The following is a 20,053-nucleotide window of genomic DNA, read 5'->3' on the forward strand; positions in this document are numbered from 1 at the left end:
CCTTCCCCCCATCACTCCCGCCACCTTCCCCATCACCCCCGCCACCTTCCCCGTCACCCTGTCTCGGAGCCCACGTGTGTACTTCGCATGACCATGCCCAGGGCGAGGCCACGCAGGCCGGCGCCGGACGACGCAGTTTCCTCCGCGCCACCGCGCTGCTCGGTGCCGCCGCGACGGCCTCCGTCGCCGTCCCGGCAGCGGTCGCCGAGGCCGCGCCCGCCGACGACCTCACCGGCGACTGGCGGCCCGACCCGGACAGCCGGCGCTTCACGCTCGCCGTCATGCCGGACACGCAGTACCTCTTCGACGGGCCGAGCATCGACAAGGCGCCGGTCGCGGCGTCCCTGCGCTATCTGCTGGAGCACGGCCGGGAGGAGAACACCGTCTTCCTGTCCCACCTCGGCGACCTCACCCAGAACGGCACCGAGCCCGAAGTCGCGGCGATCAGCGAGGCGTTCCGGCTCCTGGACCGGCGGGGCGTGGGCTACAGCGTCCTCGCCGGCAACCACGACGTGAAGTCGTCCACGACCGACCAGCGCGGGGCGACGCCGTATCTGGACGCCTTCGGGCCGGGGCGGTTCGAGGGCACGAGGACGTTCGGCGGCGCGTCCCCCGACGGCTACAACACCTTCCACCTCTTCGAGGCCGCCGGACGCGAGTGGATGGTGCTCGCGCTGGACTGGCGGCTGTCGGCGAAGGGGTACGCGTGGGCCGAGGAGGTGATGGCCGCGCACCCGAAGACGCCGGTCATCCTCACCACGCACGAGCTGGTCGTCGAGGACGACACGCTGTCGTCCTACGGGCAGCAGTTGTGGGACCGGCTGGTCGAGGACCACGACCAGATCTTCCTCACTCTCAACGGACACTACTGGCCGGCCGCCCGGGCAACCCGCAGGAACGCGGCGGGGCATGACGTACACCTGCACCTGACGAACTACCAGAACCGCTACTTCGGCGGCGCGGCGATGATCCGCCTGTACCGCTTCGACCTCGACCGGAACGTCATCGACGTGGAGACGGTCTCCCCGTGGATTCTGGGCCGGGCCGCGAAGGGGCTCAACGAGCTGGAGCGGCAGGAGATCGAACTCAGCGGTGACGCCGACCGGTTCACCGTCGACATCGACTTCGCCGGCCGCTTCTCCGGCTTCGATCCGGTGCCCGCGCGCCCGGCCCGGCCCGCGTCGCGCATGCTGATCCCGGGCACGGTGGCCTACTGGCGCTTCGAGGAGCCGGTGAGCGGAACGGTCCGGGACCTGTCCGGGCGCGGCAACGACCTCGCACTCGTCACGGTGGGCGGCGGCAGGCTGGGCTGGTCCGCCGACCACCATCCCGACCAGCCCGGCCACGGCAGCCTGGAGTTCCAGGGCTTCAAGTCCCCGCTGAAGGGCGCGTACCTGCGCACGGTCGACGGCGCTCCGCTCAACTCGGCGACTTTCGCCAACGGTTACACCATCGAGGCCTTCTACCGCCTCCCCGCCGACTGGGACCCGTCCCACAACGCCTGGTCGGGCCTGGTCAGCCGCACCGGCACGGGTGGCGCCGCCGGCAAGACAGCCGACGATCCGGACGAGCCGCTCGCCACGCTGTCCCTGTCGAACGACCGCGAGCCGCAGTGGGCGATGCGCCCGCTGAACCAGGAGGGCATCGCCACCAACTGGGGCCAGGAGACGCCGCTGGAGACCTGGTGGCATCTCGCGGTCGTCAACGACGGCGAGCACACGACGATGTACGTCGAGGGCTGCCCGGTGGTCCGCAACCCGAAGGCTCCCGCGACGGGGATCAGCGCTGTCGGCCTGCCGTGGCTGCTCGGCGGCTACGAGTACGGCAGCAAGATCGACCAGATCCTGTACGGGCGCCTGGGCGACGTACGGATCGCCGAACGTGCCCTGCCCATCACGTCGTTCATGAACCACTGACGACTTCGCATCGAGAGGCATCGACCATGAACCACCAGCAACTGCCCGCCTGGGCCGACCCGTCCGTATCCGCTGCAGAACTCGACCCGCAGGGCCTGTCCAGGCGCGGACTCCTGCGCCGCGCGGGCCTGTTCGGCGCCGCCTTCGCCCTCGGTTCGGCGGCCGTACCCGCGGCGGCGTCCTCGCGGCCCTTCGGCGGCGACGACCCGCGCCTCGCCTACCTCGTCGGCGACCATCACGTCCACTCCGTCTACAGCCACGACGCGAAGTACACCTTCTCGCAGCTGGCCACCGCGGCCGCCGAGTACGGCCTCGACTGGATGGTGTTCAACGAGCACTCCAACTTCGGGCACGCCTGGTACGGCGCCAAGATGGAGCACGAGGAGATCCTCAAGGCCCGCACCGAGAACCCCCGCCAGCTGATCTTCCAGGGCCTGGAGTGGTACATCCCGGCCGCCGAGCACTGCACGATCTTCGCCGCTCCCGGCCCCCACGAGGTCGACGTCCTCACCCAGTTCGAGCTGGCGTACGACGGCAAGCTGCTGGGCTACACGGACGGCGCCCCGGGCAACCCGAACACGGCCCGCAACGAGGCTCACGCGGTCAAGGCCATCCAGTGGCTCGCCGAACAGCGCCGCACCGGATACATCGACGACGTCCTCGTCTTCGCGAACCACCCGATGCGGCTGGGCATCGACTCCCCGCACGAGATGCGCAACTGGCGGGACGCGGCCCCCGAGATCATGATCGGCATGGAGGGCGCACCCGGCGCGCAGGGCGGCGGCATCCCAGGCTGGGAGGGCCCCGACTCGCAGCGCGGCGAGTACACCAACAAGCCGTCGGCGGACTCCTGGGCCGGCTACCCGGAGGACACGTACGTGCTGTACGGCGGTTTCGACTGGATGACGGCGACGGTCGGCGGCATGTGGGACGCGATGCTCGCCGAGGGCAAGCTGTTCACCATCACCACCAACTCCGACGTACACCGGGTCGTCTTCGACACCTGGAAGAACGGCGACTGGCTGCCCGGTCAGAACTTCGACAACACCGGCAAGATCCCCGACCCGGTGAACACCGACTCCCCGCAACCCGGCGGCGACTTCTGGCCCGGCCAGTTCAGCCGCACCCACGTCGGCGTCACCCGCTACGGCTACCGCTCCGTGATGGCCGGCCTGCGCGCGGGCCGGGTCTGGCTCGACCACGGGCATCTGCTCGACGGGCTCGACGTCCGACTGAAGCGGGACTGCGACCACGGTCCCGGTGTGACGCTGGGCGGCCGGCTGCGCGTCCGCAAGGGCGAGAAACTCACGCTGAACGTCACCGTGACCACCACCTCACGCCCCAACACGCAGGGCATCCTGCCCGAGTTGAAGCACGTGGACCTGATCCGGGGCGCGGTGCGCGGCCCGGTGGCCGACCGGGACACCTGGAAGGCACCCGACACCAAGGTCGTTCAGTCGAAGGACGTGAGCGGCAGGAAGGGCACCTACACCCTGCGCATCCCGCTCACCGCCGACGACGAGTCCTTCTACGTCCGGCTGCGCGGCAGCGACGGCAACCGGAACGGCGCCGGATACCTGGGCGCCTCCATCGACCCGCACGGGCCGATCCCGCACGAGCCGGGGAACGGTGACCCGTGGGCGGATACATGGTTCTATTCCAACCCGGTGTTCGTCGACGTGGAGGGTGCCTGATGAAACGTCAACTTGTGTCCCTGGCTGCCTTACTCGCCTTGGCGCTGGGCGCGGGCACCGCCTCCGCCGCCGGTGACCGGCGCTGGGAGGAGACCAGCACGGCGCACACCGGCACCCTGGGCGGGGGCCAGGGCCTCGCGAGCCGGGCCGACGGCTCGCTGCTGTACCGGGGGCTCGCGGACATCCCGCTGGACCTGCGTATCAGGGGCTGGAACCACATCGGCGACCCGGACATCGCGAACGGCTACACCTTCGACGCCTATCAGGGCCCGGACACGGCCACGTCCAAGATGTTCGCGGTGACGACCCCCGCCGGGAAGCGCTACGAGTACGTCCACCAGCTCGACGCGGGCGAGAAGCTGAACAACTCGTTCGCGACGGTCTCGCCCGACGGGCAGTGGCTGGTGTCGGGCGAGTGGGGCGACCAGAACCGGCTCCAGGTCTTCCCCGCTCCGCTGCTCAACCCGTCCACCCCGCAGACAGGCGGTGACTTGAAGGAGGCCGGGCAGATCACCCTGGACAAGCCGGTGCGCGACATCCAGGGCTGCGACTTCGTCACGGACACCCGCCTGGTGTGCGCCTCGGACGACGCCACCGGCACCCTCTTCCCTGAGAGCCGCCCGCTCCTCCAGGTCGACCTGGACCGCAAGCTCGACGGCCGGCCGGTCACCGGCGCGGTCAAGAGCCTGTTCGCGCTACCGCAGCGCAGCGTGTGCACCGGCGCCTTCGAGACGGAGGGCGTCGACTACGACGTGCGCGGCGGCACCCTGCGCGCCCAGGTGATCCAGCCCGGCATCTGCGCGCTGTCGACGACCGTGTACTCGTACCGGCAGGTCACGGACTGATCGAGCCCGGGTCGTCGTGCCTCGCGTCAGTCGAGTGTCCTGCTCGCCGTGTACGTCACCTCGTGGTCCTTGTGGTGTGCGGTGCCCCGGCAGGTGAGGGTCGTGACCGCGGCGACCCGGGTGCGGGTGACCTGCCAGCGGGCGGTGAGGTGTTCGCCCGGGTGCAGGCGGGCCGCGGAGACCGCGTCCAGCGCGTGTGTCCGCCAGCCGCTCGGCGTGTGCAGGGTGAGCCGGGGGGCGGTCCAGGGCCGGGCGGAGCCGTTTGCGAAGGTGGCGGTGACGGTGAACTCCTGGCCCTGGCCGGTGACTTGGAGCCTGACACCGAAAGGCCTGCGCGGGTACACCGGCGCCCATGACTCACGCATCAGCTTCACCAGCTCCTCCGCCTGGGCGGGCCGCGCGGCGGCGAGGTCGTGCAGTTCGCCGGGGTCCCTGGCCAGGTCGTACAGCTCTACGTCCCACTGGTCGTCCGGGGCCCGCCGGTTACGCCCGGGTGCGAACCGCACGGCCTTCAGGTCGCCGCGTCGCAGCGCCTCCGCGAGACGGCGGCCCCGCCCGAGGTCGTAGGCGTCGGAACGCGGGGTGATGCCGGCGTGGTTGCGGTAGAAGTACAGGCTGTCGTGGTGGGGCGCGTCCGTGGAGCCGCGCAGCAGCGGGGCGAGGGAGAGGCCGTCGACGTCGGTCGGGGCGGGTGCGCCCGCGAGGTCGGCGAGGGTGGGCAGCAGGTCGGTGAGCGGGGTGGGGCGGTCCGTGGTGCCGGACCGTACACGCTGCGGGGACCAGGCGATGAGGGGGACGCGGATGCCGCCCTCGTAAAGGTTCCGCTTGATGCCGCGCAGGGGGCCGTTGCCGTCGAAGAGTCCGGGGTCGGTGCCGCCCTCTTCGTGCGGGCCGTTGTCGCTGGTGACGAGGACGATGGTGCGGTCGGCGATGCCGAGTTCGGTGAGCCGGTCGGTGACGTTGCCGACAAGGGTGTCGAAGGTGGTGATTTGGGCGGCGTGCCGCTTGTTGGGGCCGGTCCAGGGCCGGTCGGCGTACTGGCCGACATCCGGTGCCTTGCTGGGCGCGTGCGGCACGGTCGGGGCGAGGTAGAGCAGGAACGGCTGGTGCTGGTGGGCGTTGAGGTAGCTGAGCGCGCGTTCCTGGATCAGGTCGGGGGCGTAGACCTTGCGGGCACCGCCCTTGTTCTCGGGGATCTCCTGCCGGGTGCCGTTGTGCCACAGGTAGTCGGGGAAGTAGTCGTGGGCGCGGCCGTGGCCGATGTAGCCGTAGAACTCCTCGAAACCACGGGAGTTGGGGTGGCTCGGCTGGTCGGGGGCCTCGGGTCCGAAGCCCCACTTGCCGATGATGCCGGTGCGGTAGCCGAGCGCCCGCAGCGCCTCGGCGAAGGTGAAGTCCCGGTCGGTCAGGGCGCCTTGGCCGCCCGGCCCCCATGGATTCTCCCGCACGGTCGAGTGTCCGCTGTGCAGCCCGGTGAGCAGCGAGCAGCGTGAGGGAGCGCACACCGGGGCGGCGGCGTAGGCCTCGGTGAAGCGCAGGCCCTCGGCGGCGAGGGCGTCCAGGCGTGGCGTGTGGATCAGCTTCTGGCCGTAGGAGCCGAGTTCGCCGTAGCCGAGGTCGTCGGCGAGGATCACCACGAAGTTGAGCCGGCCCGACGCCGGGGTCTGCACGGCTTGCATGGCCGCGGCGGGCTTGTTGTGCTGCGCGGGCTGCGCCTCGTCGCCGGCCTCGCACGCGGTGGCCGCCGCGAGCGCGGCGGGCGCGGCGGCGGCCCCGGTGAGAAATCGGCGGCGGCTCGGCATACGGGACTCCTGTGGTGACGGCGAGTGCGGGCAGCTGCACCGATAGTGATCGCAACCCCCGGTCCAACACCATGCACACGCTGTGAACGCTCTGTTTCGATCATTGAGAGGCAATTGCCGGGCCGGAGGTTCCCCCTCAACGGCATGAGAATGATCACAAGCGGAAGAGCCGAACTCCCCCTCACCCGCGAGGCCCCGTCTGTTGAGCCGGCGCACCACTGGGCGCCGCGGCCATGCGGTGCGCGTTTTTGGACCGGTACGCGGCCATTCATGGCATGAACTCCACAGGGACGCAAGGACGTTCGTGGTTTTACCTCTTGACGGCTGGAGTGACCGGGAGCACATTGGCCACATTCTGAGAGCGCTCTCAAGCGCGTACTCAAGCGCGGCTCTCCAGAGCAACCCCGCACATCGACTCCGTACCCGAGAGGCCCCTCCCCATGAGTGAAACCTCCGGCACACCCCACAGACGGCGCCCCCTGCGGCGCGCACTCGTCGCCATCGTGAGCACCCTCGGTCTCGCGGCGGCCGCCACCCCGTCCGCGCTCGCCGACGCCCCCACGCCGCCGTCAGGCTGGACGCAGGTCTTCGTGGACGACTTCAACGGCGCCGCGGGCACCGGCGTCAACACCGCCAACTGGCAGTACGCGACCGGCACCGGCTACCCCGGCGGCCCCGCCAACTGGGGCACCGGCGAGATCGAGACCATGACGTCCAGCACCGACAACGTGGCCCTGGACGGCAACGGCAACCTGCGCATCACCCCGCGCCGGGACGCCTCCGGCAACTGGACGTCCGGCCGGATCGAGACCAACCGCACCGACTTCCAGGCGCCGTCGGGCGGCACGCTGCGGGTGCAGTCGCGCATCCAGATGCCGAACGTCACCGGCGACGCGGCCCGCGGCTACTGGCCGGCGTTCTGGATGCTGGGCTCGCCCTACCGCGGCGACTACTGGAACTGGCCGAGCGTCGGCGAGCTGGACATCATGGAGAACGTCCAGGGGCTCAACACCGTGTGGTCGACGATGCACTGCGGTACGAGCCCCGGCGGGCCGTGCAACGAGACGACCGGTATCGGCGGTTCGCGGGCCTGCCCGGGCGCGACCTGCCAGGCCGGTTTCCACACGTACGCGATGGAGTGGGACCGCTCGACGAGCCCGGAACAGATCCGGTTCTACGTCGACGACATCAACTACCACACCGTACGGGCCGATCAGGTCGACGCGACGACCTGGAGCAACGCCACCGACCACGGCTTCTTCGTCATCCTGAACGTGGCGATGGGCGGCGGGTTCGTGGACGCGTTCGGCGGCGGTCCGGACGCCGCGACCGTGCCGGGGCACTCGATGGTCGTCGACTATGTGCAGGTGCTGTCCAGTGGGGGCGGGACCACGCCTCCGCCGACGGGGAACCGTGACGCCTACAGTCCCATTCAGGCCGAGTCGTACGAAGGGCAGTCCGGCACGATGACCGAGTCCACGTCGGACTCGGGGGGCGGGCAGAACATCGGCGCGCTGGCCAACGGCGACTGGGCGCTCTACCGGGGCGTCAACTTCGGGTCCACCGCGGCGACCCAGTTCAATGCCCGGGTCGCGAGTGGGGCCGGGGGTGGCGTGAGCGGGCTGGTCGAGGTGCGGTTGGACAGCCGGAGCAACGCGCCGATCGGGAGCTTCGCCATCGGGAACACCGGGGGGTGGCAGGCCTGGCGGACCGTGCCGGCGAACATCAGCGGCGTGACGGGGACGCACGATGTGTATCTGACGTTCACCAGCGGGCAGCCGGCGGACTTCGTGAACGTGAACTGGTTCGACTTCGGGAGGTGAGTCGAGAGCTGGTGTTTCACGCCGGCCCGCGTCGAGAGGCTGACGACGCGCTGTGTTGAATGGCTCGGTCGCCCCCGGGAGCGCTGAAAGCCTGTGTCGACAACCCGAACGTGCTCAGCGCTTCGCGCCGCTGTGCGTTCGGGTTCTCGACACAGGCACGCCCCCTGCGGCTCCCTCGCGGCGGGCGGGTCACCGGGGTCGGTCGCGTAGCTCCGCCCGGAATGCCGCCGGGGTCAGGTCTGTGTGCTGGTGAAAGAACTTGGAGAAGTTGGCGGCGTCGGGGAAACCGATGGCGGCGCCGATGCGGCCGATGGGCATGTCGGTGTGGGCCAGCAGACGCTTGGCCTCCAGGATGACGCGTTTGCCGATGAAGCCCTTGGGGGTTTCGCCGGTGGCGGCGCGGACCGCGCGGACGAGGGTGCGGCGGGAGTAGCCGAGGGCGTCGGCGTAGGCGCTGACGCTGTGGTTGGTGGCGAAGCCCTTCTCGACCGCGTCCCGGAAGAGGGTGAAGGTGGTGTCGGCCTGCTGTCGCTCGGCCTCCGCTGAGCTGGTCGCGAGATGGGCCAGGCGCAGCAGGAACGCGGTGAGCGAGTGGCGCAGTACCGAGGTGTGCAGGCTCAGGGGGAGGGTGGCCGTGTCCTCGTACTCGCGTCGCAGGTGGTCCAGGGCCGCCTGGAGGCCGGTGCGTTGTGCCTCGTCGGGGTGGAGCAGGGGCGGCAGGTCGTAGCGGTAGAGGCCGGTGGCGGCCACGGTGGCGCGGGGCAGGAAACCGGGCTGCATGGTGAGGACGGTCCCGCGGTACTCGCTCGTGCGGGGGAAGCGGTGGACCTGGCCGGGGCGGATCCAGAGGATGTCGCCGGCCGTCGCCTCGTACTCGGCGAAGTCGATCATGTGGTGCACGGGGCCCGCGGTGAAGAGCATCACCACGTGGAAGTCGATGCGGTGCACGCGGTCCAGCGGGGCGTCGGCGGCGTGCCAGGTTCGGCCGGTGCCCAGCGGGCCGACCTGCATCCCGACACCGGACACGCTCAGCTCGACCGGGAAAGGGAACGTTCTGATGCCGTCTCCGCTGCCGTCACCGTCCCCGGCTTGGATGGTTGTGTCCGCCATGTCGTGCTCGCGCCGCCCCTGCCCCGGTGTCCTGTGTCCCACTTTCACCACAGGCTGACACACGATGACCTTTCCTCTCAAAAGTCAGACTTTTAGTTTTGAAGGTGTTCCGCTGGTCACCCCCTTTCCGTGAGGACTTCTTGAAGATGAGCGCGCAGACCTCAGGCCGTCTTGAGTGGACCGAGCTCGACCGGCGTGCCGTCGACACCGCCCGTGTTCTGGCGGCCGATGCCGTACAGAAGGCCGGGAACGGCCATCCCGGCACCGCGATGAGCCTCGCTCCGGCCGCGTACACGATCTTTCAGAAGATGATGCGTCATGACCCGGCCGATCCCGAGTGGAGCGGGCGGGACCGGTTCGTGCTGTCCCCCGGGCACACCTCGCTCACCCTGTACACCCAGCTCTTCCTCGCCGGGTACGAGCTGCAGCTCGCTGACCTGAAGGCGTTCCGGACCCATGGGTCGAAGACGCCGGGGCATCCCGAGTACGGGCACACGGCGGGCGTGGAGACCACGACCGGTCCGCTCGGGCAGGGCGTCGCCAACGCCGTCGGGATGGCGATGGCCGCCCGGTACGAGCGCGGCCTGTTCGATCCGGAGGCGCCGGAGGGCGAGTCGCCGTTCGACCACACCATCTGGGCGATCGTCTCCGACGGCGACCTGGAGGAGGGGATCTCCGCGGAGGCCTCCTCACTGGCGGGGCACCAGAAGCTCGGCAATCTGGTCTTCCTCTACGACGACAACCACATCTCCATCGAGGGCGACACCGCGACCGCCTTCTCCGAGGACGTGCTGAAGCGGTACGAGGCCTACGGCTGGCACACCCAGCGCATCGAGCCCGCCGCCGACGGCGACATCGATGTCCAGGCGCTCCATACGGCGCTGAAGGCCGCGCAGGCCGAGACCGGGCGCCCCTCGGTCATCGCGATGCGCACGATCATCGCCTGGCCTGCGCCGAACGCGCAGAACACCGAGGCCGCGCACGGCTCGGCGCTCGGTGCCGACGAGGTCGCCGCCACCAAGGCCGTCCTCGGCTTCGACCCGGAGCAGACCTTCGAGGTCGCGGGCGACGTCCTCGCCCACACCCGGGCCGCCCTCGACCGGGGCGCCGAAGCGCACGCCGCCTGGGACAAGCGGATCAGCGAGTGGCGTGCCGCCTCGCCCGAGCGCGCCCGGCTCTTCGACCGGGTCGTGGCCGGTCAGCTGCCCGAGGGCTGGGAGGCCGCGCTCCCCGTCTTCGAGGAGGGCAAGGCCCTGGCCACCCGCGCCGCCTCCGGCAAGATCCTCCAGGCGCTGGGTGCGGTCATTCCCGAGCTGTGGGGCGGCTCGGCCGACCTGGCCGGTTCCAACAACACCACCATCGACAAGACGTCGTCCTTCCTGCCGCAGGGCAACCCGCTGCCGGAGGCCGACCCGTACGGCCGTACCGTTCACTTCGGCATCCGCGAGCACGCCATGGCCGCGGCGATGAACGGCATCGCGCTGCACGGCAACACCCGCGTCTACGGCGGCACCTTCCTGGTGTTCTCCGACTACATGCGCAACGCCGTACGCCTGTCGGCCCTGATGCAGCTGCCGGTGACGTACGTGTGGACGCACGACTCCATCGGGCTCGGCGAGGACGGTCCGACGCATCAGCCGGTCGAGCATCTGGCCTCGCTGCGGGCGATTCCCGGCCTGAACATCGTCCGGCCGGCCGACGCCAACGAGACCGCCGTCGCCTGGGCCGGGATCCTCCAGCGGCACGCCACCGACCCGGCGCCGCACGGCCTCGCCCTCACCCGTCAGGGCGTGCCGACGTACTCGCGCAACGAGGACGCGGCGAAGGGCGGTTACGTCCTGCGCGAGTCCTTCACCCCCACTCCTGAGGTGATCCTCATCGCCACCGGCTCCGAGGTCCAGCTCGCGGTCGCCGCACGCGAGGAACTGGAGGCGGAAGGTGTGGGCACCCGGGTGGTGTCGATGCCGTCCGTGGAGTGGTTCGAGGAGCAGCCCCGTGAGTACCGCGAGAGCGTCCTGCCGCCGTCCGTGAAGGCGCGTGTCGCCGTCGAGGCCGGGGTGGGTCTGACGTGGTACCGCTTCGTGGGGGACGCGGGACGCATCGTCTCGCTGGAGCACTTCGGCGCCTCCGCCGACGCCAGGACCCTGTTCGCCGAATACGGCTTCACCGCCGAGAACGTCGCCGCCGCGGCCCGGGCCTCCCTCGCTGCCGCGCGTGCCTGATCCGATCGCCAGAAAGAAGATGACACTGTGACCATCGAAGCGACCGCCACCGCGCAAGCCCTCCAGCGCCTGTCCGACGAGGGCGTCTCCATCTGGCTGGACGACCTGTCCCGCCAGCGGATCACCTCCGGCAACCTCGCCGAACTCATCGACAGCAGGCACGTGGTCGGCGTGACCACCAATCCGTCGATCTTCCAGGCCGCGATCGGCTCGGGTGAGGGGTACGAGGAGCAGCTCGCCGATCTCGCCGCGCGGGGCGTCACGGTCGACGAGGCCGTACGGATGATGACCACCGCCGACGTCCGCGCCGCCGCCGACATCCTGCGGCCGGTGTACGACGCGACCGGCGGACGGGACGGCCGGGTCTCCATCGAGGTCGACCCGCGGCTGGCCCACCGCACCGAGGCGACCGTCGCCGAGGCCAAGCAGCTGGCCTGGCTGGTCGACCGGCCCAACGTGATGATCAAGATTCCGGCGACGAAGGCCGGTCTCCCGGCGATCACCGAGGTCATCGGCCTCGGTATCAGTGTCAACGTCACGCTGATCTTCTCGCTGGAGCGGTACCGCGAGGTGATGGACGCCTATCTGGCGGGTCTGGAGAAGGCCGCCGCGAAGGGCCTCGACCTCGCCGCCATCCACTCCGTGGCGTCCTTCTTCGTCTCCCGCGTCGACTCCGAGATCGACAAGCGGCTGACGGTGCTGGGCACCGACGAGGCCCTCGCGCTGAAGGGCCGGGCGGCCCTCGCCAACGCGCGGCTCGCCTACGAGGCGTACGAGGACGGGTTCGGCTCTGCCGGCGATCCGACACGCGGCGGGGAGCGCTGGACCGCCCTCGCCGGCGCCAGGGCCAACAAGCAGCGCCCGCTGTGGGCCTCGACCGGTGTGAAGGACCCGGCTTACAAGGACACCCTGTACGTCGACGAGCTGGTCGCGCCCGGCACCGTCAACACCATGCCGGAGGCGACCCTGATCGCCACCGCCGACCACGGCGAGATCACCGGCGACACGGTGAGCGGCGGCTACGCGCAGGCACGCGCCGATCTGGCCGCCGTGGAAACGCTCGGGGTGTCCTACGACGAGGTCGTGCAGCAGTTGGAGGACGAGGGCGTCGCCAAGTTCGAGGCGGCCTGGAACGACCTGCTGGCCACCGTCACCAAGTCGCTGGACAGCAAGGAGGCCGACGCGGAATGACCGAGGTTCCTGGCATCGAGACCGCCGGGTGGGACAACCCGCTCCGCGACGCCCGCGACCGGCGGCTGCCCCGCATCGCCGGTCCCTCGGGGCTCGTCATCTTCGGCGTCACCGGCGACCTGTCCCGCAAGAAGCTGATGCCGGCGGTGTACGACCTCGCCAACCGCGGCCTGCTGCCGCCGGGCTTCTCCCTCGTCGGCTTCGCCCGGCGGGACTGGGAGGACCAGGACTTCGCGCAGGTCGTACACGACTCGGTGCGCGCGCATGCGCGCACCGAGTTCCGCGAGGAGGTCTGGCAGCAGCTCGCCGAGGGCATGCGGTTCGTCCCCGGCGACTTCGACGACGACCAGGCGTTCAAGCAGCTTAGGTCCGCCGTCGACGAGTTGGATGTCTCGCGGGGCACCAGCGGCAATTACGCCTTCTATCTCTCCGTACCGCCGAAGTTCTTCCCGAAGGTCGTCCGGCAGCTGAAGAAGCACGGGCTGGCGGATGCTCCTGAAGGCTCCTGGCGGCGTGCGGTGATCGAGAAGCCGTTCGGGCACGACCTCGCCAGCGCGCGTGAGCTGAACGCGATCGTGCACGACGTGTTCGAGCCGGACCAGGTCTTCCGCATCGATCACTACCTCGGCAAGGAGACCGTCCAGAACATCCTGGCGCTCCGCTTCGCCAACCAGATGTACGAGCCGATCTGGAACCGGTCGTACGTCGACCACATCCAGATCACGATGGCCGAGGACATCGGCATCGGGGGGCGAGCCGGTTACTACGACGGCATCGGCGCCGCGCGTGACGTCATCCAGAACCACCTCCTGCAGCTGATGGCGCTCACCGCGATGGAGGAGCCCATCGCGTTCGACGCGGAATCGCTGCTCACCGAGAAGCTGAAGGTCCTGAAGTCCGTGCGGCTGCCGGAGAACCTGGGCGAGCACACCGTGCGGGCCCAGTACGCGGCGGGCTGGCAGGGCGGCGCGCAGGTGCCCGGGTACCTCCAGGAGGACGGCATCGACCCCGAGTCGGCGACCGACACCTACGCGGCGCTCAAGCTGGAGGTCGACAACCGGCGCTGGGCCGGCATCCCCTTTTACCTCCGCACCGGCAAGCGGCTGGGCCGCCGCGTCACCGAGATCGCGGTGGTCTTCAAGCGGGCGCCCCACTCGCCGTTCGACTCGACGGCCACCGAGGAACTCGGCCAGAACGCGATCGTCATCCGGGTCCAGCCGGACGAAGGCATGACCGTCCGGTTCGGTTCGAAGGTGCCGGGCACCTCGATGGAGATCCGGGACGTGTCGATGGACTTCGCGTACGGCGAGTCGTTCACGGAGTCCAGCCCGGAGGCGTACGAGCGGCTCATCCTCGACGTCCTTCTGGGCGATGCCAACCTGTTCCCCCGCCACCAGGAAGTGGAAGAGTCCTGGAAGATCCTCGACCCGATCGAGAAGTACTGGGCGAACCACGGCAGGCCCGCCCAGTACGCCTCGGGCGGCTGGGGACCCGGGGAAGCCGACGAGATGCTCGCACGAGACGGACGGAGCTGGCGCAGGCCATGAAGATCGACCTGACCGACACCACGGCAAGCAAGATCAACAAGGCGTTGGTGCAGGGCCGCCGCGCCATCGGCACACCGGCCGTGGGCATGGTCCTGACGATGGTCATCGTCACGGACGAGGAGAACGCCTACGACTCGATCAAGGCGGCCGAGGAGGCCTCGCACGAACACCCCGCGCGCACCCTGGTCGTCATCAAGCGGCACGCCCGCACCCCGCGCGACCGCACCAACTCCCGCCTCGACGCCGAGGTCCGGGTGGGCGCCGACGCGGGCACCGGCGAGACGGTGGTCCTGCGGACGTACGGCGAGGTGTCCGACCACGCCGACTCCGTCGTCCTGCCGCTGCTGCTGCCGGACGCGCCGGTCGTGGTGTGGTGGCCGGCGGACGCGCCCGAGAACCCGGCGAAGGACCCGCTGGGCGCGCTGGCCCAGCGCCGGATCACCGACCTGTACGCCGTGGACGACCCGCTCCAGGTACTGGAGAGCCGGGTCCGCTCCTACGCGCCCGGCGACACCGACCTCGCCTGGACCCGGCTGACCCCGTGGCGCTCGATGCTGGCCGCGGCCCTGGACCAGGCCCGGGTGGAGGTGACCTCGGCGGCCGTGGAGGCCGAGGCGGAGAACCCGGCGGCCGAGCTGCTGGCCCGCTGGCTTCAGGCCCGCCTCGACGTCACCGTCGACCGCGTCGTCACCGCGGGTCCGCTCGTCACGGCGGTCCGCCTGTCCACCGCGCGCGGCGAGATCGTGATCGACCGTCCCGAGGGCCCGCTGGCCACGCTGTCCCTGCCCGGCCAGCCCGCACGCACTCTCGCGCTGAAGGTCCGCACCACCTCCGAACTCATCGCCGAGGAACTGCGCCGCCTCGACGCGGACGAGATGTACGCCATCGCCCTGCGCGGCGAGGGAGGGACCCCCGCCCATGTCTGACTTCCCCAAACCGGCCAGGCGGCCCGAGTGGACGGCCCTGGAGGACCACCGCGCGGACGCGCTGCGATGTCCCCGGCTGCGTGAGCTGTTCGCGGACGATCCCGGGCGCGCGGAGCGGTATGTGGTGCGCGTCGGCGATCTGCGCGTCGACTACTCCAAGCACCTGGTCACCGACGAGACGCTGGCCCTGCTCCAGGAACTCGCCGCCGCCACCGAGGTGCCGGGGCTGCGCGACGCCATGTTCCGCGGTGACCGCATCAACATCACCGAGGACCGCGCCGTGCTGCACACCGCGCTGCGCGCCCCGCGGGACGCGGTGATCGAGGTGGACGGCGAGAACGTCGTCCCGGGCGTGCACGCCGTCCTCGACAAGATGGCCGGCTTCGCGGACCGCGTCCGCTCGGGCGAGTGGACCGGCCACACCGGCCGCCGGATCCGCAATGTCGTCAACATCGGCATCGGCGGCTCCGACCTGGGCCCGGCCATGGCCTACGAGGCGCTGCGCCCGTACACCGCACGGGAGTTGACGTTCCGCTTCGTGTCGAACGTCGACGGCGCCGACCTGCACGAGGCCGTCCGCGACCTGGACCCGGCGGAGACGCTGTTCGTCGTGGCGTCCAAGACGTTCACCACGATCGAGACGATCACCAACGCCACCTCGGCGCGGTCCTGGCTGCTCGCCGGGCTGGGTGGCGACGACAAGGCGGTGGCCCGGCACTTCGTCGCGCTGTCGACGAACGCCCGGAACGTAAGCGAGTTCGGCATCGACCCGGACACCATGTTCGAGTTCTGGGACTGGGTCGGCGGACGCTACTCGTACGACTCGGCGATCGGGCTGTCCCTGATGATCGCCATCGGCCCGGACCGGTTCCGCGAGATGCTCGACGGCTTCCGCGTCGTCGACGAGCACTTCAGGAGCGCGCCCGCAGCGGCCAACGCCCCGCTGATCATGGGCCTGCTGGGCGTCTGGTACGGCAACTTCTTCGGGGCCGAGTCGCACGCGGTGCTGCCGTACAGCCACTACCTGTCCAAGTTCACCGCCTACTTGCAGCAGCTCGACATGGAGTCCAACGGCAAGTCGGTGGACCGGGACGGGCACCCGGTGGGCTGGACCACGGGTCCGGTGGTGTGGGGCACGCCCGGCACCAACGGGCAGCACGCCTACTACCAGCTGATCCACCAGGGCACCCGGCTCATACCGGCCGACCTGATCGGCTTCGCGCGGCCGGTCGCCGAGCTGAGCGACGAACTGAAGGCGCAGCACGACCTGTTGATGGCCAATTTGTTCGCCCAGGGTCAGGCGCTGGCCTTCGGCAAGACCGCGGACGAGGTGCGCGCGGAGGGCGTGCCCGAGGAGCAGGTGCCGCACCGCACCTTCCCCGGCAACCACCCGACCACGACGATCCTCGCCCCCGAGCTGACCCCGTCGGTCCTCGGCCAGCTGGTCGCGCTGTACGAGCACAAGGTGTTCGTGCAGGGCGCGATCTGGCACATCGACTCCTTCGACCAGTGGGGCGTCGAGCTGGGCAAGGTCCTCGCCAAACGGGTGCAGCCCGCCCTGACCGAAGGCGCCGCCGTCCCCGGTCTCGATCCCTCCACCGCCGCCCTCGTAGCCGCCTGCCGCGAACTCAAGGAAGAGAAGAACTGACCATGGCACCGACGCAACCGATGCAACTGGGCCTCGTCGGCCTCGGCAAGATGGGCGGCAACATGCGCGAGCGGATCCGCCGCGCGGGCCACACCGTCGTCGGCTACGACCGCAACCCCGAGGTCTCCGACGTCAGCAGCCTGACCGAACTGGTCGAGCGGCTTCAAGCGCCGCGCATCGTCTGGGTGATGGTCCCGGCCGGCGCCCCCACCCAGTCCGTCGTCGACGAACTCGGCGGCCTTCTGCAGCCCGGCGACACCGTCGTCGACGGCGGCAACTCCCGCTGGACCGACGACGAGAAGCACGCCGAGGAGCTGGGCGCCAAGGGCATCGGCTTCGTCGACGCCGGTGTCTCCGGCGGCGTGTGGGGCCTGGAGAACGGATACGCCCTGATGGTCGGCGGCGACAAGGAGCATGTCGACCGGCTCCAGCCGATCTTCGAGTCGCTCAAGCCTGAGGGCCCGTACGGCTATGTCCACGCGGGCAAGGTGGGTGCGGGCCACTTCTCGAAGATGGTCCACAACGGCATCGAGTACGCCATGATGCAGGCCTACGCCGAAGGCTGGGAGCTGCTGGAGAAGGCCGACTCCGTGACGGATGTGCGCGAGGTCTTCCGGTCCTGGCAGCAGGGCACGGTCATCCGCTCCTGGCTGCTCGACCTCGCCGTCAACGCCCTCGACCAGGACGAGCACCTGGACAAGCTGCGCGGCTACGCGGAGGACTCCGGCGAGGGCCGCTGGACCGTGGAGGCCGCCATCGACAACTCGGTGCCGCTGCCCGCGATCACGGCGTCCCTCTTCGCCAGGTTCGCCTCTCGCCAGGACGACTCGCCGCAGATGAAGATGATCGCGGCGCTGCGCAACCAGTTCGGCGGCCACGCCGTCGAGTCGAAGGAGTAGCGGGCCGTGGCGGACCCGGAACGTCCGGTCATAGCCGGTTGACACCGGGAAAGCGGGCCCGCCAGAGTCGTGGCCGATGGAGATCAACGATCTGACACCGGCCGAACAGCGCGTCTGGCGGGCCTTCGCTACGGGAACGACCGTGGATTTCCGCCCGGAGGGGGCGGAGGACGGCCCGGAACGGACCGTCCGCGCGTCCGTGTTGCGGGCGCTCCTCCTCAACGGCCCCCGGGAGCAAGGGGAAGTGGCGGCCCTGAAGGTGCTCGGGGCCCGGATCACCGGTGTACTGGACCTGCGCTTCGCGACGGTCGACAGCGTGGTGCGCCTCGGCTATTGCAGCTTCGACGAAGCCCCTCGCCTGGCCGGTGCCCAGCTCAACTACCTCAGCCTGCGCGGCTCCGTGCTGCCCGGCCTGGCGGCCGCGCGGAGCAGGATCGACGGCAGCGTGACACTGACCCGCTGCCGGATCGGTGGGCCGGTGCGGCTCGACGGCGCGCAGATCTCCGGTGCGCTGTACCTGGACGAGGCGGAAGTCACCGCCACTGACACGACGGAGCCGGTGCTCCAGCTCAACCAGGTCACCGTCGACGACGACCTCTGCGCCCGCCGCCTGCGCACCCAGGGCATGATCCGGCTCGACGGCGCCACCGTGGCGGGCTCGCTCGACCTGGAGGACGCGGAACTGCGCAACCCCGGCGGCTCGGCCCTCAGCGCCGAGGCCCTAGAAGTCGGCGCCAATGTCCTCGGCAGACGCCTGAGCGCGCAGGGGCGTATCGACATGCGCGGCGCTCGCATACCCGGCCGGCTGGACCTGCTGAGCAGCACGCTGTCCAACCCCGGTGGTACCGCGATGCGGGCGAGCAGCTGTGTCATCGGCGAGGTGTGGTTGCGCAGGGGGCCGCAGATCGAGGGCATGCTCAACCTGCGCCGCTCGCAGATAGAGCACCTCAACCTGGCGCCGGAGATGCTCCCGGACCAGGTCCGCATCCTCGACCTCACCTACACCTCGCTCACCCCGCATGTGCCGCCCGAGCAGCGGCTGCCCATGCTGGAGCGGGACGAGGGCAGGTTCGACCCGCACGGCTACGAGCAGTTGACCGCCTCCTACCGCCGCACCGGCGACGACCACGCCGCCCGCCTGGTCCAGCTCGCCAAGCAGCGCCGGCACCGCACCACCCTGCCCTGGTACGGCCGGCTGTGGGGGCAGGTCCAGGACGCCACCGTCGGCTACGGTTTCCGGCCGATGCGCGCGCTGGGCTGGCTGCTGTCCCTGCTCGCCATCGGCTCCGTCGCGTTCGCGCTGCACACGCCGCCGGCGCTGAAGGCGGACGAGGCACCGCGGTTCAATGCGGTCTTCTACACCCTGGACCTGCTGCTGCCGGTGATCTCCTTCGGCCAGGAGGCGGCCTTCGCGCCGGAAGGCCGGCAGCAGGCCCTGGCGTACGCCCTCGTCCTCCTCGGCTGGCTCCTGGCCACCACGGTCGTCGCCGGCGTCACCCGCACCGTCAACCGCCAGTGACCGCCCGCGCGGTGTGCGGCGTGCTGCGCGGGCGCGGGCACCTCCCGGCCGGTGATACGGCGGACCAGTCCGCCGGCCGACTCCCGGGCCCGCCTTTCACCCCAGCGGCATGGGGACGGCACATCAACGCCCTGACCTCGCTCCCTCCAGGGCGCTGATCACGAGGGTGGCGAGCGGCTCGGCACGCCCCTCCGCCACCCCCATGCCGACCAGCGCCTCCGCGACCGGCCGGATCCAGGTGGCGGAGGCGGTGGAGCGGGTACGGCCGCTGCTCGCACCCATGTGCCACACGGCCTTCGTCTGCGGACCCGCCCCGAACGCCCTGCTGATGAAGCTGTCCGTGAACCCCTTCCTGATCACCCTGGTGACCGGCTTCACCGAGGCGTGCCACTTCGGTGCGCGGCGCTGCCGAACCGCGGCTGACTTCGCCGAGCCGGCTCAGGCCCGGCGGGGAATGCCGTAGGCCCGCGCCACCTTCAGGCGCAGCACCAGCCGCCCGTCGCGGACCATCGCGGCCCGGTAGTCGTCCCAGTCGGGATGCTCGCCCCTGACGTCGCGGTAGAGCCGGACCAGCTCCTCGACCGTCTCGTCGTACGGGTGCTTCGCGACGGGCGAGAGGTCGGCCGTGCCCTCGGCGACGGTGTAGGCCCAGGCGTCGGGGGTGGTCACGTGGTACGACGCCCTGGGGTCCCGGCGCAGATTGCGCGTCTTGGCGCGGTCGTCCGTGATCGAGACCCGAATGATCCGCTCGCCCGGGTAGTAGGCGTGGTTGACGTTCGACAGCTGGGGCCGTCCGTCGCGCTTGAGGGTGACCAGCACTCCGGCCCTGGTCTCGGAGAGCAGCGCCAGCAGAGCGTCCTGAGACGAGTCGTGAGTCATGTCTGGATCAACCGGTGCGGGGGCTTTTCGCA

The 20,053-nt window shown here is 70.4% G+C and carries 14 protein-coding genes and 1 pseudogene; 12 read left to right on the forward strand and 3 right to left on the reverse strand.

Features of this window, described 5'->3' with window-relative positions:
* Positions 1-74 precede the first annotated feature (74 nt).
* Genes GFH49_RS12545 through GFH49_RS12555 form a run of 3 tightly spaced genes read left to right on the forward strand, consistent with a single transcriptional unit; the run spans position 75 to position 4,455 of the window.
* Positions 75-1,916: a LamG-like jellyroll fold domain-containing protein gene (locus tag GFH49_RS12545; RefSeq protein ID WP_155055919.1), complete on the forward strand. Its 1,842-nt coding sequence runs from the start codon at positions 75-77 to the stop codon at positions 1,914-1,916.
* Positions 1,917-1,942: 26 nt separating this feature from the next.
* Entirely contained in the window at positions 1,943-3,610 is a 1,668-nt protein-coding gene (locus tag GFH49_RS12550; protein ID WP_155055920.1) for a PHP domain-containing protein, read from the forward strand.
* Complete coding sequence (locus GFH49_RS12555; protein WP_155055921.1) at positions 3,610-4,455, forward strand: hypothetical protein; 846 nt, start codon at positions 3,610-3,612, stop codon at positions 4,453-4,455. Before GFH49_RS12550 ends, GFH49_RS12555 begins: the two co-directional genes overlap by 1 nt.
* A 26-nt stretch (positions 4,456-4,481) precedes the next feature.
* Here GFH49_RS12555 and GFH49_RS12560 read toward each other — a convergent pair whose 3' ends face one another.
* Positions 4,482-6,257 (reverse strand): sulfatase-like hydrolase/transferase, encoded by a 1,776-nt coding sequence (locus tag GFH49_RS12560; RefSeq protein ID WP_155055922.1) that lies wholly within the window; start codon positions 6,255-6,257, stop codon positions 4,482-4,484.
* Between the two features lie 440 nt (positions 6,258-6,697).
* Between GFH49_RS12560 and GFH49_RS12565 the strand changes: the two genes are divergently transcribed.
* The gene (locus tag GFH49_RS12565) at positions 6,698-8,080 is read left to right on the forward strand and encodes a glycoside hydrolase family 16 protein (protein ID WP_155055923.1); all 1,383 of its coding nucleotides are present in this window, start codon (positions 6,698-6,700) and stop codon (positions 8,078-8,080) included.
* A gap of 189 nt (positions 8,081-8,269) precedes the next feature.
* Here the strand turns inward: GFH49_RS12565 and GFH49_RS12570 are convergent, their stop codons facing one another.
* Positions 8,270-9,190 (reverse strand): helix-turn-helix domain-containing protein, encoded by a 921-nt coding sequence (locus tag GFH49_RS12570; protein WP_155055924.1) that lies wholly within the window; start codon positions 9,188-9,190, stop codon positions 8,270-8,272.
* A 146-nt stretch (positions 9,191-9,336) separates the two neighbouring features.
* Here GFH49_RS12570 and tkt point away from each other — a divergent pair, with 146 nt between their 5' ends.
* From tkt to GFH49_RS12615, 8 genes and pseudogenes are all read left to right on the forward strand, one after another.
* Positions 9,337-11,412, forward strand: coding sequence for a transketolase (tkt, locus tag GFH49_RS12575; RefSeq protein WP_155055925.1), 2,076 nt, complete (start codon positions 9,337-9,339; stop codon positions 11,410-11,412).
* Between the two features lie 27 nt (positions 11,413-11,439).
* Positions 11,440-12,603 carry a transaldolase gene (gene tal, locus GFH49_RS12580; RefSeq protein WP_155055926.1) on the forward strand — a complete coding sequence of 388 codons (1,164 nt, stop codon included), beginning with the start codon at positions 11,440-11,442 and terminating at the stop codon, positions 12,601-12,603.
* Positions 12,600-14,150 (forward strand): glucose-6-phosphate dehydrogenase, encoded by a 1,551-nt coding sequence (gene zwf, locus GFH49_RS12585; protein ID WP_155055927.1) that lies wholly within the window; start codon positions 12,600-12,602, stop codon positions 14,148-14,150. Before tal ends, zwf begins: the two co-directional genes overlap by 4 nt.
* Complete coding sequence (gene opcA, locus GFH49_RS12590; RefSeq protein ID WP_155055928.1) at positions 14,147-15,076, forward strand: glucose-6-phosphate dehydrogenase assembly protein OpcA; 930 nt, start codon at positions 14,147-14,149, stop codon at positions 15,074-15,076. The genes zwf and opcA overlap by 4 nt, the downstream gene beginning before the upstream one ends.
* Positions 15,069-16,724 carry a glucose-6-phosphate isomerase gene (gene pgi / locus GFH49_RS12595; protein ID WP_155055929.1) on the forward strand — a complete coding sequence of 552 codons (1,656 nt, stop codon included), beginning with the start codon at positions 15,069-15,071 and terminating at the stop codon, positions 16,722-16,724. The genes opcA and pgi overlap by 8 nt, the downstream gene beginning before the upstream one ends.
* A gap of 20 nt (positions 16,725-16,744) precedes the next feature.
* A complete protein-coding gene (gnd, locus tag GFH49_RS12600; RefSeq protein WP_155055958.1) occupies positions 16,745-17,623 on the forward strand; it encodes a phosphogluconate dehydrogenase (NAD(+)-dependent, decarboxylating) in 879 nt (292 codons plus the stop codon).
* A 76-nt stretch (positions 17,624-17,699) separates the two neighbouring features.
* On the forward strand, positions 17,700-19,142 hold the full coding sequence (locus GFH49_RS12605; RefSeq protein WP_155055930.1) for a membrane-associated oxidoreductase: 1,443 nt from the start codon (positions 17,700-17,702) through the stop codon (positions 19,140-19,142).
* Between the two features lie 247 nt (positions 19,143-19,389).
* A pseudogene (locus GFH49_RS12615) lies at positions 19,390-19,548 on the forward strand (NAD(P)-dependent oxidoreductase); the annotation flags it as partial.
* A 32-nt stretch (positions 19,549-19,580) separates the two neighbouring features.
* Here the strand turns inward: GFH49_RS12615 and GFH49_RS12620 are convergent.
* Positions 19,581-20,021, reverse strand: coding sequence for a PPOX class F420-dependent oxidoreductase (locus GFH49_RS12620; RefSeq protein ID WP_155055931.1), 441 nt, complete (start codon positions 20,019-20,021; stop codon positions 19,581-19,583).
* Positions 20,022-20,053: the final 32 nt, after the last annotated feature.

Source organism: Streptomyces blattellae, assembly GCF_009709555.1.
Taxonomy (GTDB): domain Bacteria; phylum Actinomycetota; class Actinomycetes; order Streptomycetales; family Streptomycetaceae; genus Streptomyces; species Streptomyces blattellae.

What these genes read in the sequence shown, in the direction of transcription:
- GFH49_RS12550 (WP_155055920.1), top strand. Translation starts at nt 1,943, where the DNA reads ATGAACCACCAGCAACTGCCCGCCTGGGCCGACCCGTCCGTATCCGCT.
- GFH49_RS12555 (WP_155055921.1), top strand. Translation starts at nt 3,610, where the DNA reads ATGAAACGTCAACTTGTGTCCCTGGCTGCCTTACTCGCCTTGGCGCTG.
- GFH49_RS12560 (WP_155055922.1), bottom strand. Translation starts at nt 6,257, where the DNA reads ATGCCGAGCCGCCGCCGATTTCTCACCGGGGCCGCCGCCGCGCCCGCC.
- GFH49_RS12565 (WP_155055923.1), top strand. Translation starts at nt 6,698, where the DNA reads ATGAGTGAAACCTCCGGCACACCCCACAGACGGCGCCCCCTGCGGCGC.
- GFH49_RS12570 (WP_155055924.1), bottom strand. Translation starts at nt 9,190, where the DNA reads ATGGCGGACACAACCATCCAAGCCGGGGACGGTGACGGCAGCGGAGAC.
- tkt (WP_155055925.1), top strand. Translation starts at nt 9,337, where the DNA reads ATGAGCGCGCAGACCTCAGGCCGTCTTGAGTGGACCGAGCTCGACCGG.
- zwf (WP_155055927.1), top strand. Translation starts at nt 12,600, where the DNA reads ATGACCGAGGTTCCTGGCATCGAGACCGCCGGGTGGGACAACCCGCTC.
- opcA (WP_155055928.1), top strand. Translation starts at nt 14,147, where the DNA reads ATGAAGATCGACCTGACCGACACCACGGCAAGCAAGATCAACAAGGCG.
- pgi (WP_155055929.1), top strand. Translation starts at nt 15,069, where the DNA reads ATGTCTGACTTCCCCAAACCGGCCAGGCGGCCCGAGTGGACGGCCCTG.
- gnd (WP_155055958.1), top strand. Translation starts at nt 16,745, where the DNA reads ATGCAACTGGGCCTCGTCGGCCTCGGCAAGATGGGCGGCAACATGCGC.
- GFH49_RS12605 (WP_155055930.1), top strand. Translation starts at nt 17,700, where the DNA reads ATGGAGATCAACGATCTGACACCGGCCGAACAGCGCGTCTGGCGGGCC.
- GFH49_RS12620 (WP_155055931.1), bottom strand. Translation starts at nt 20,021, where the DNA reads ATGACTCACGACTCGTCTCAGGACGCTCTGCTGGCGCTGCTCTCCGAG.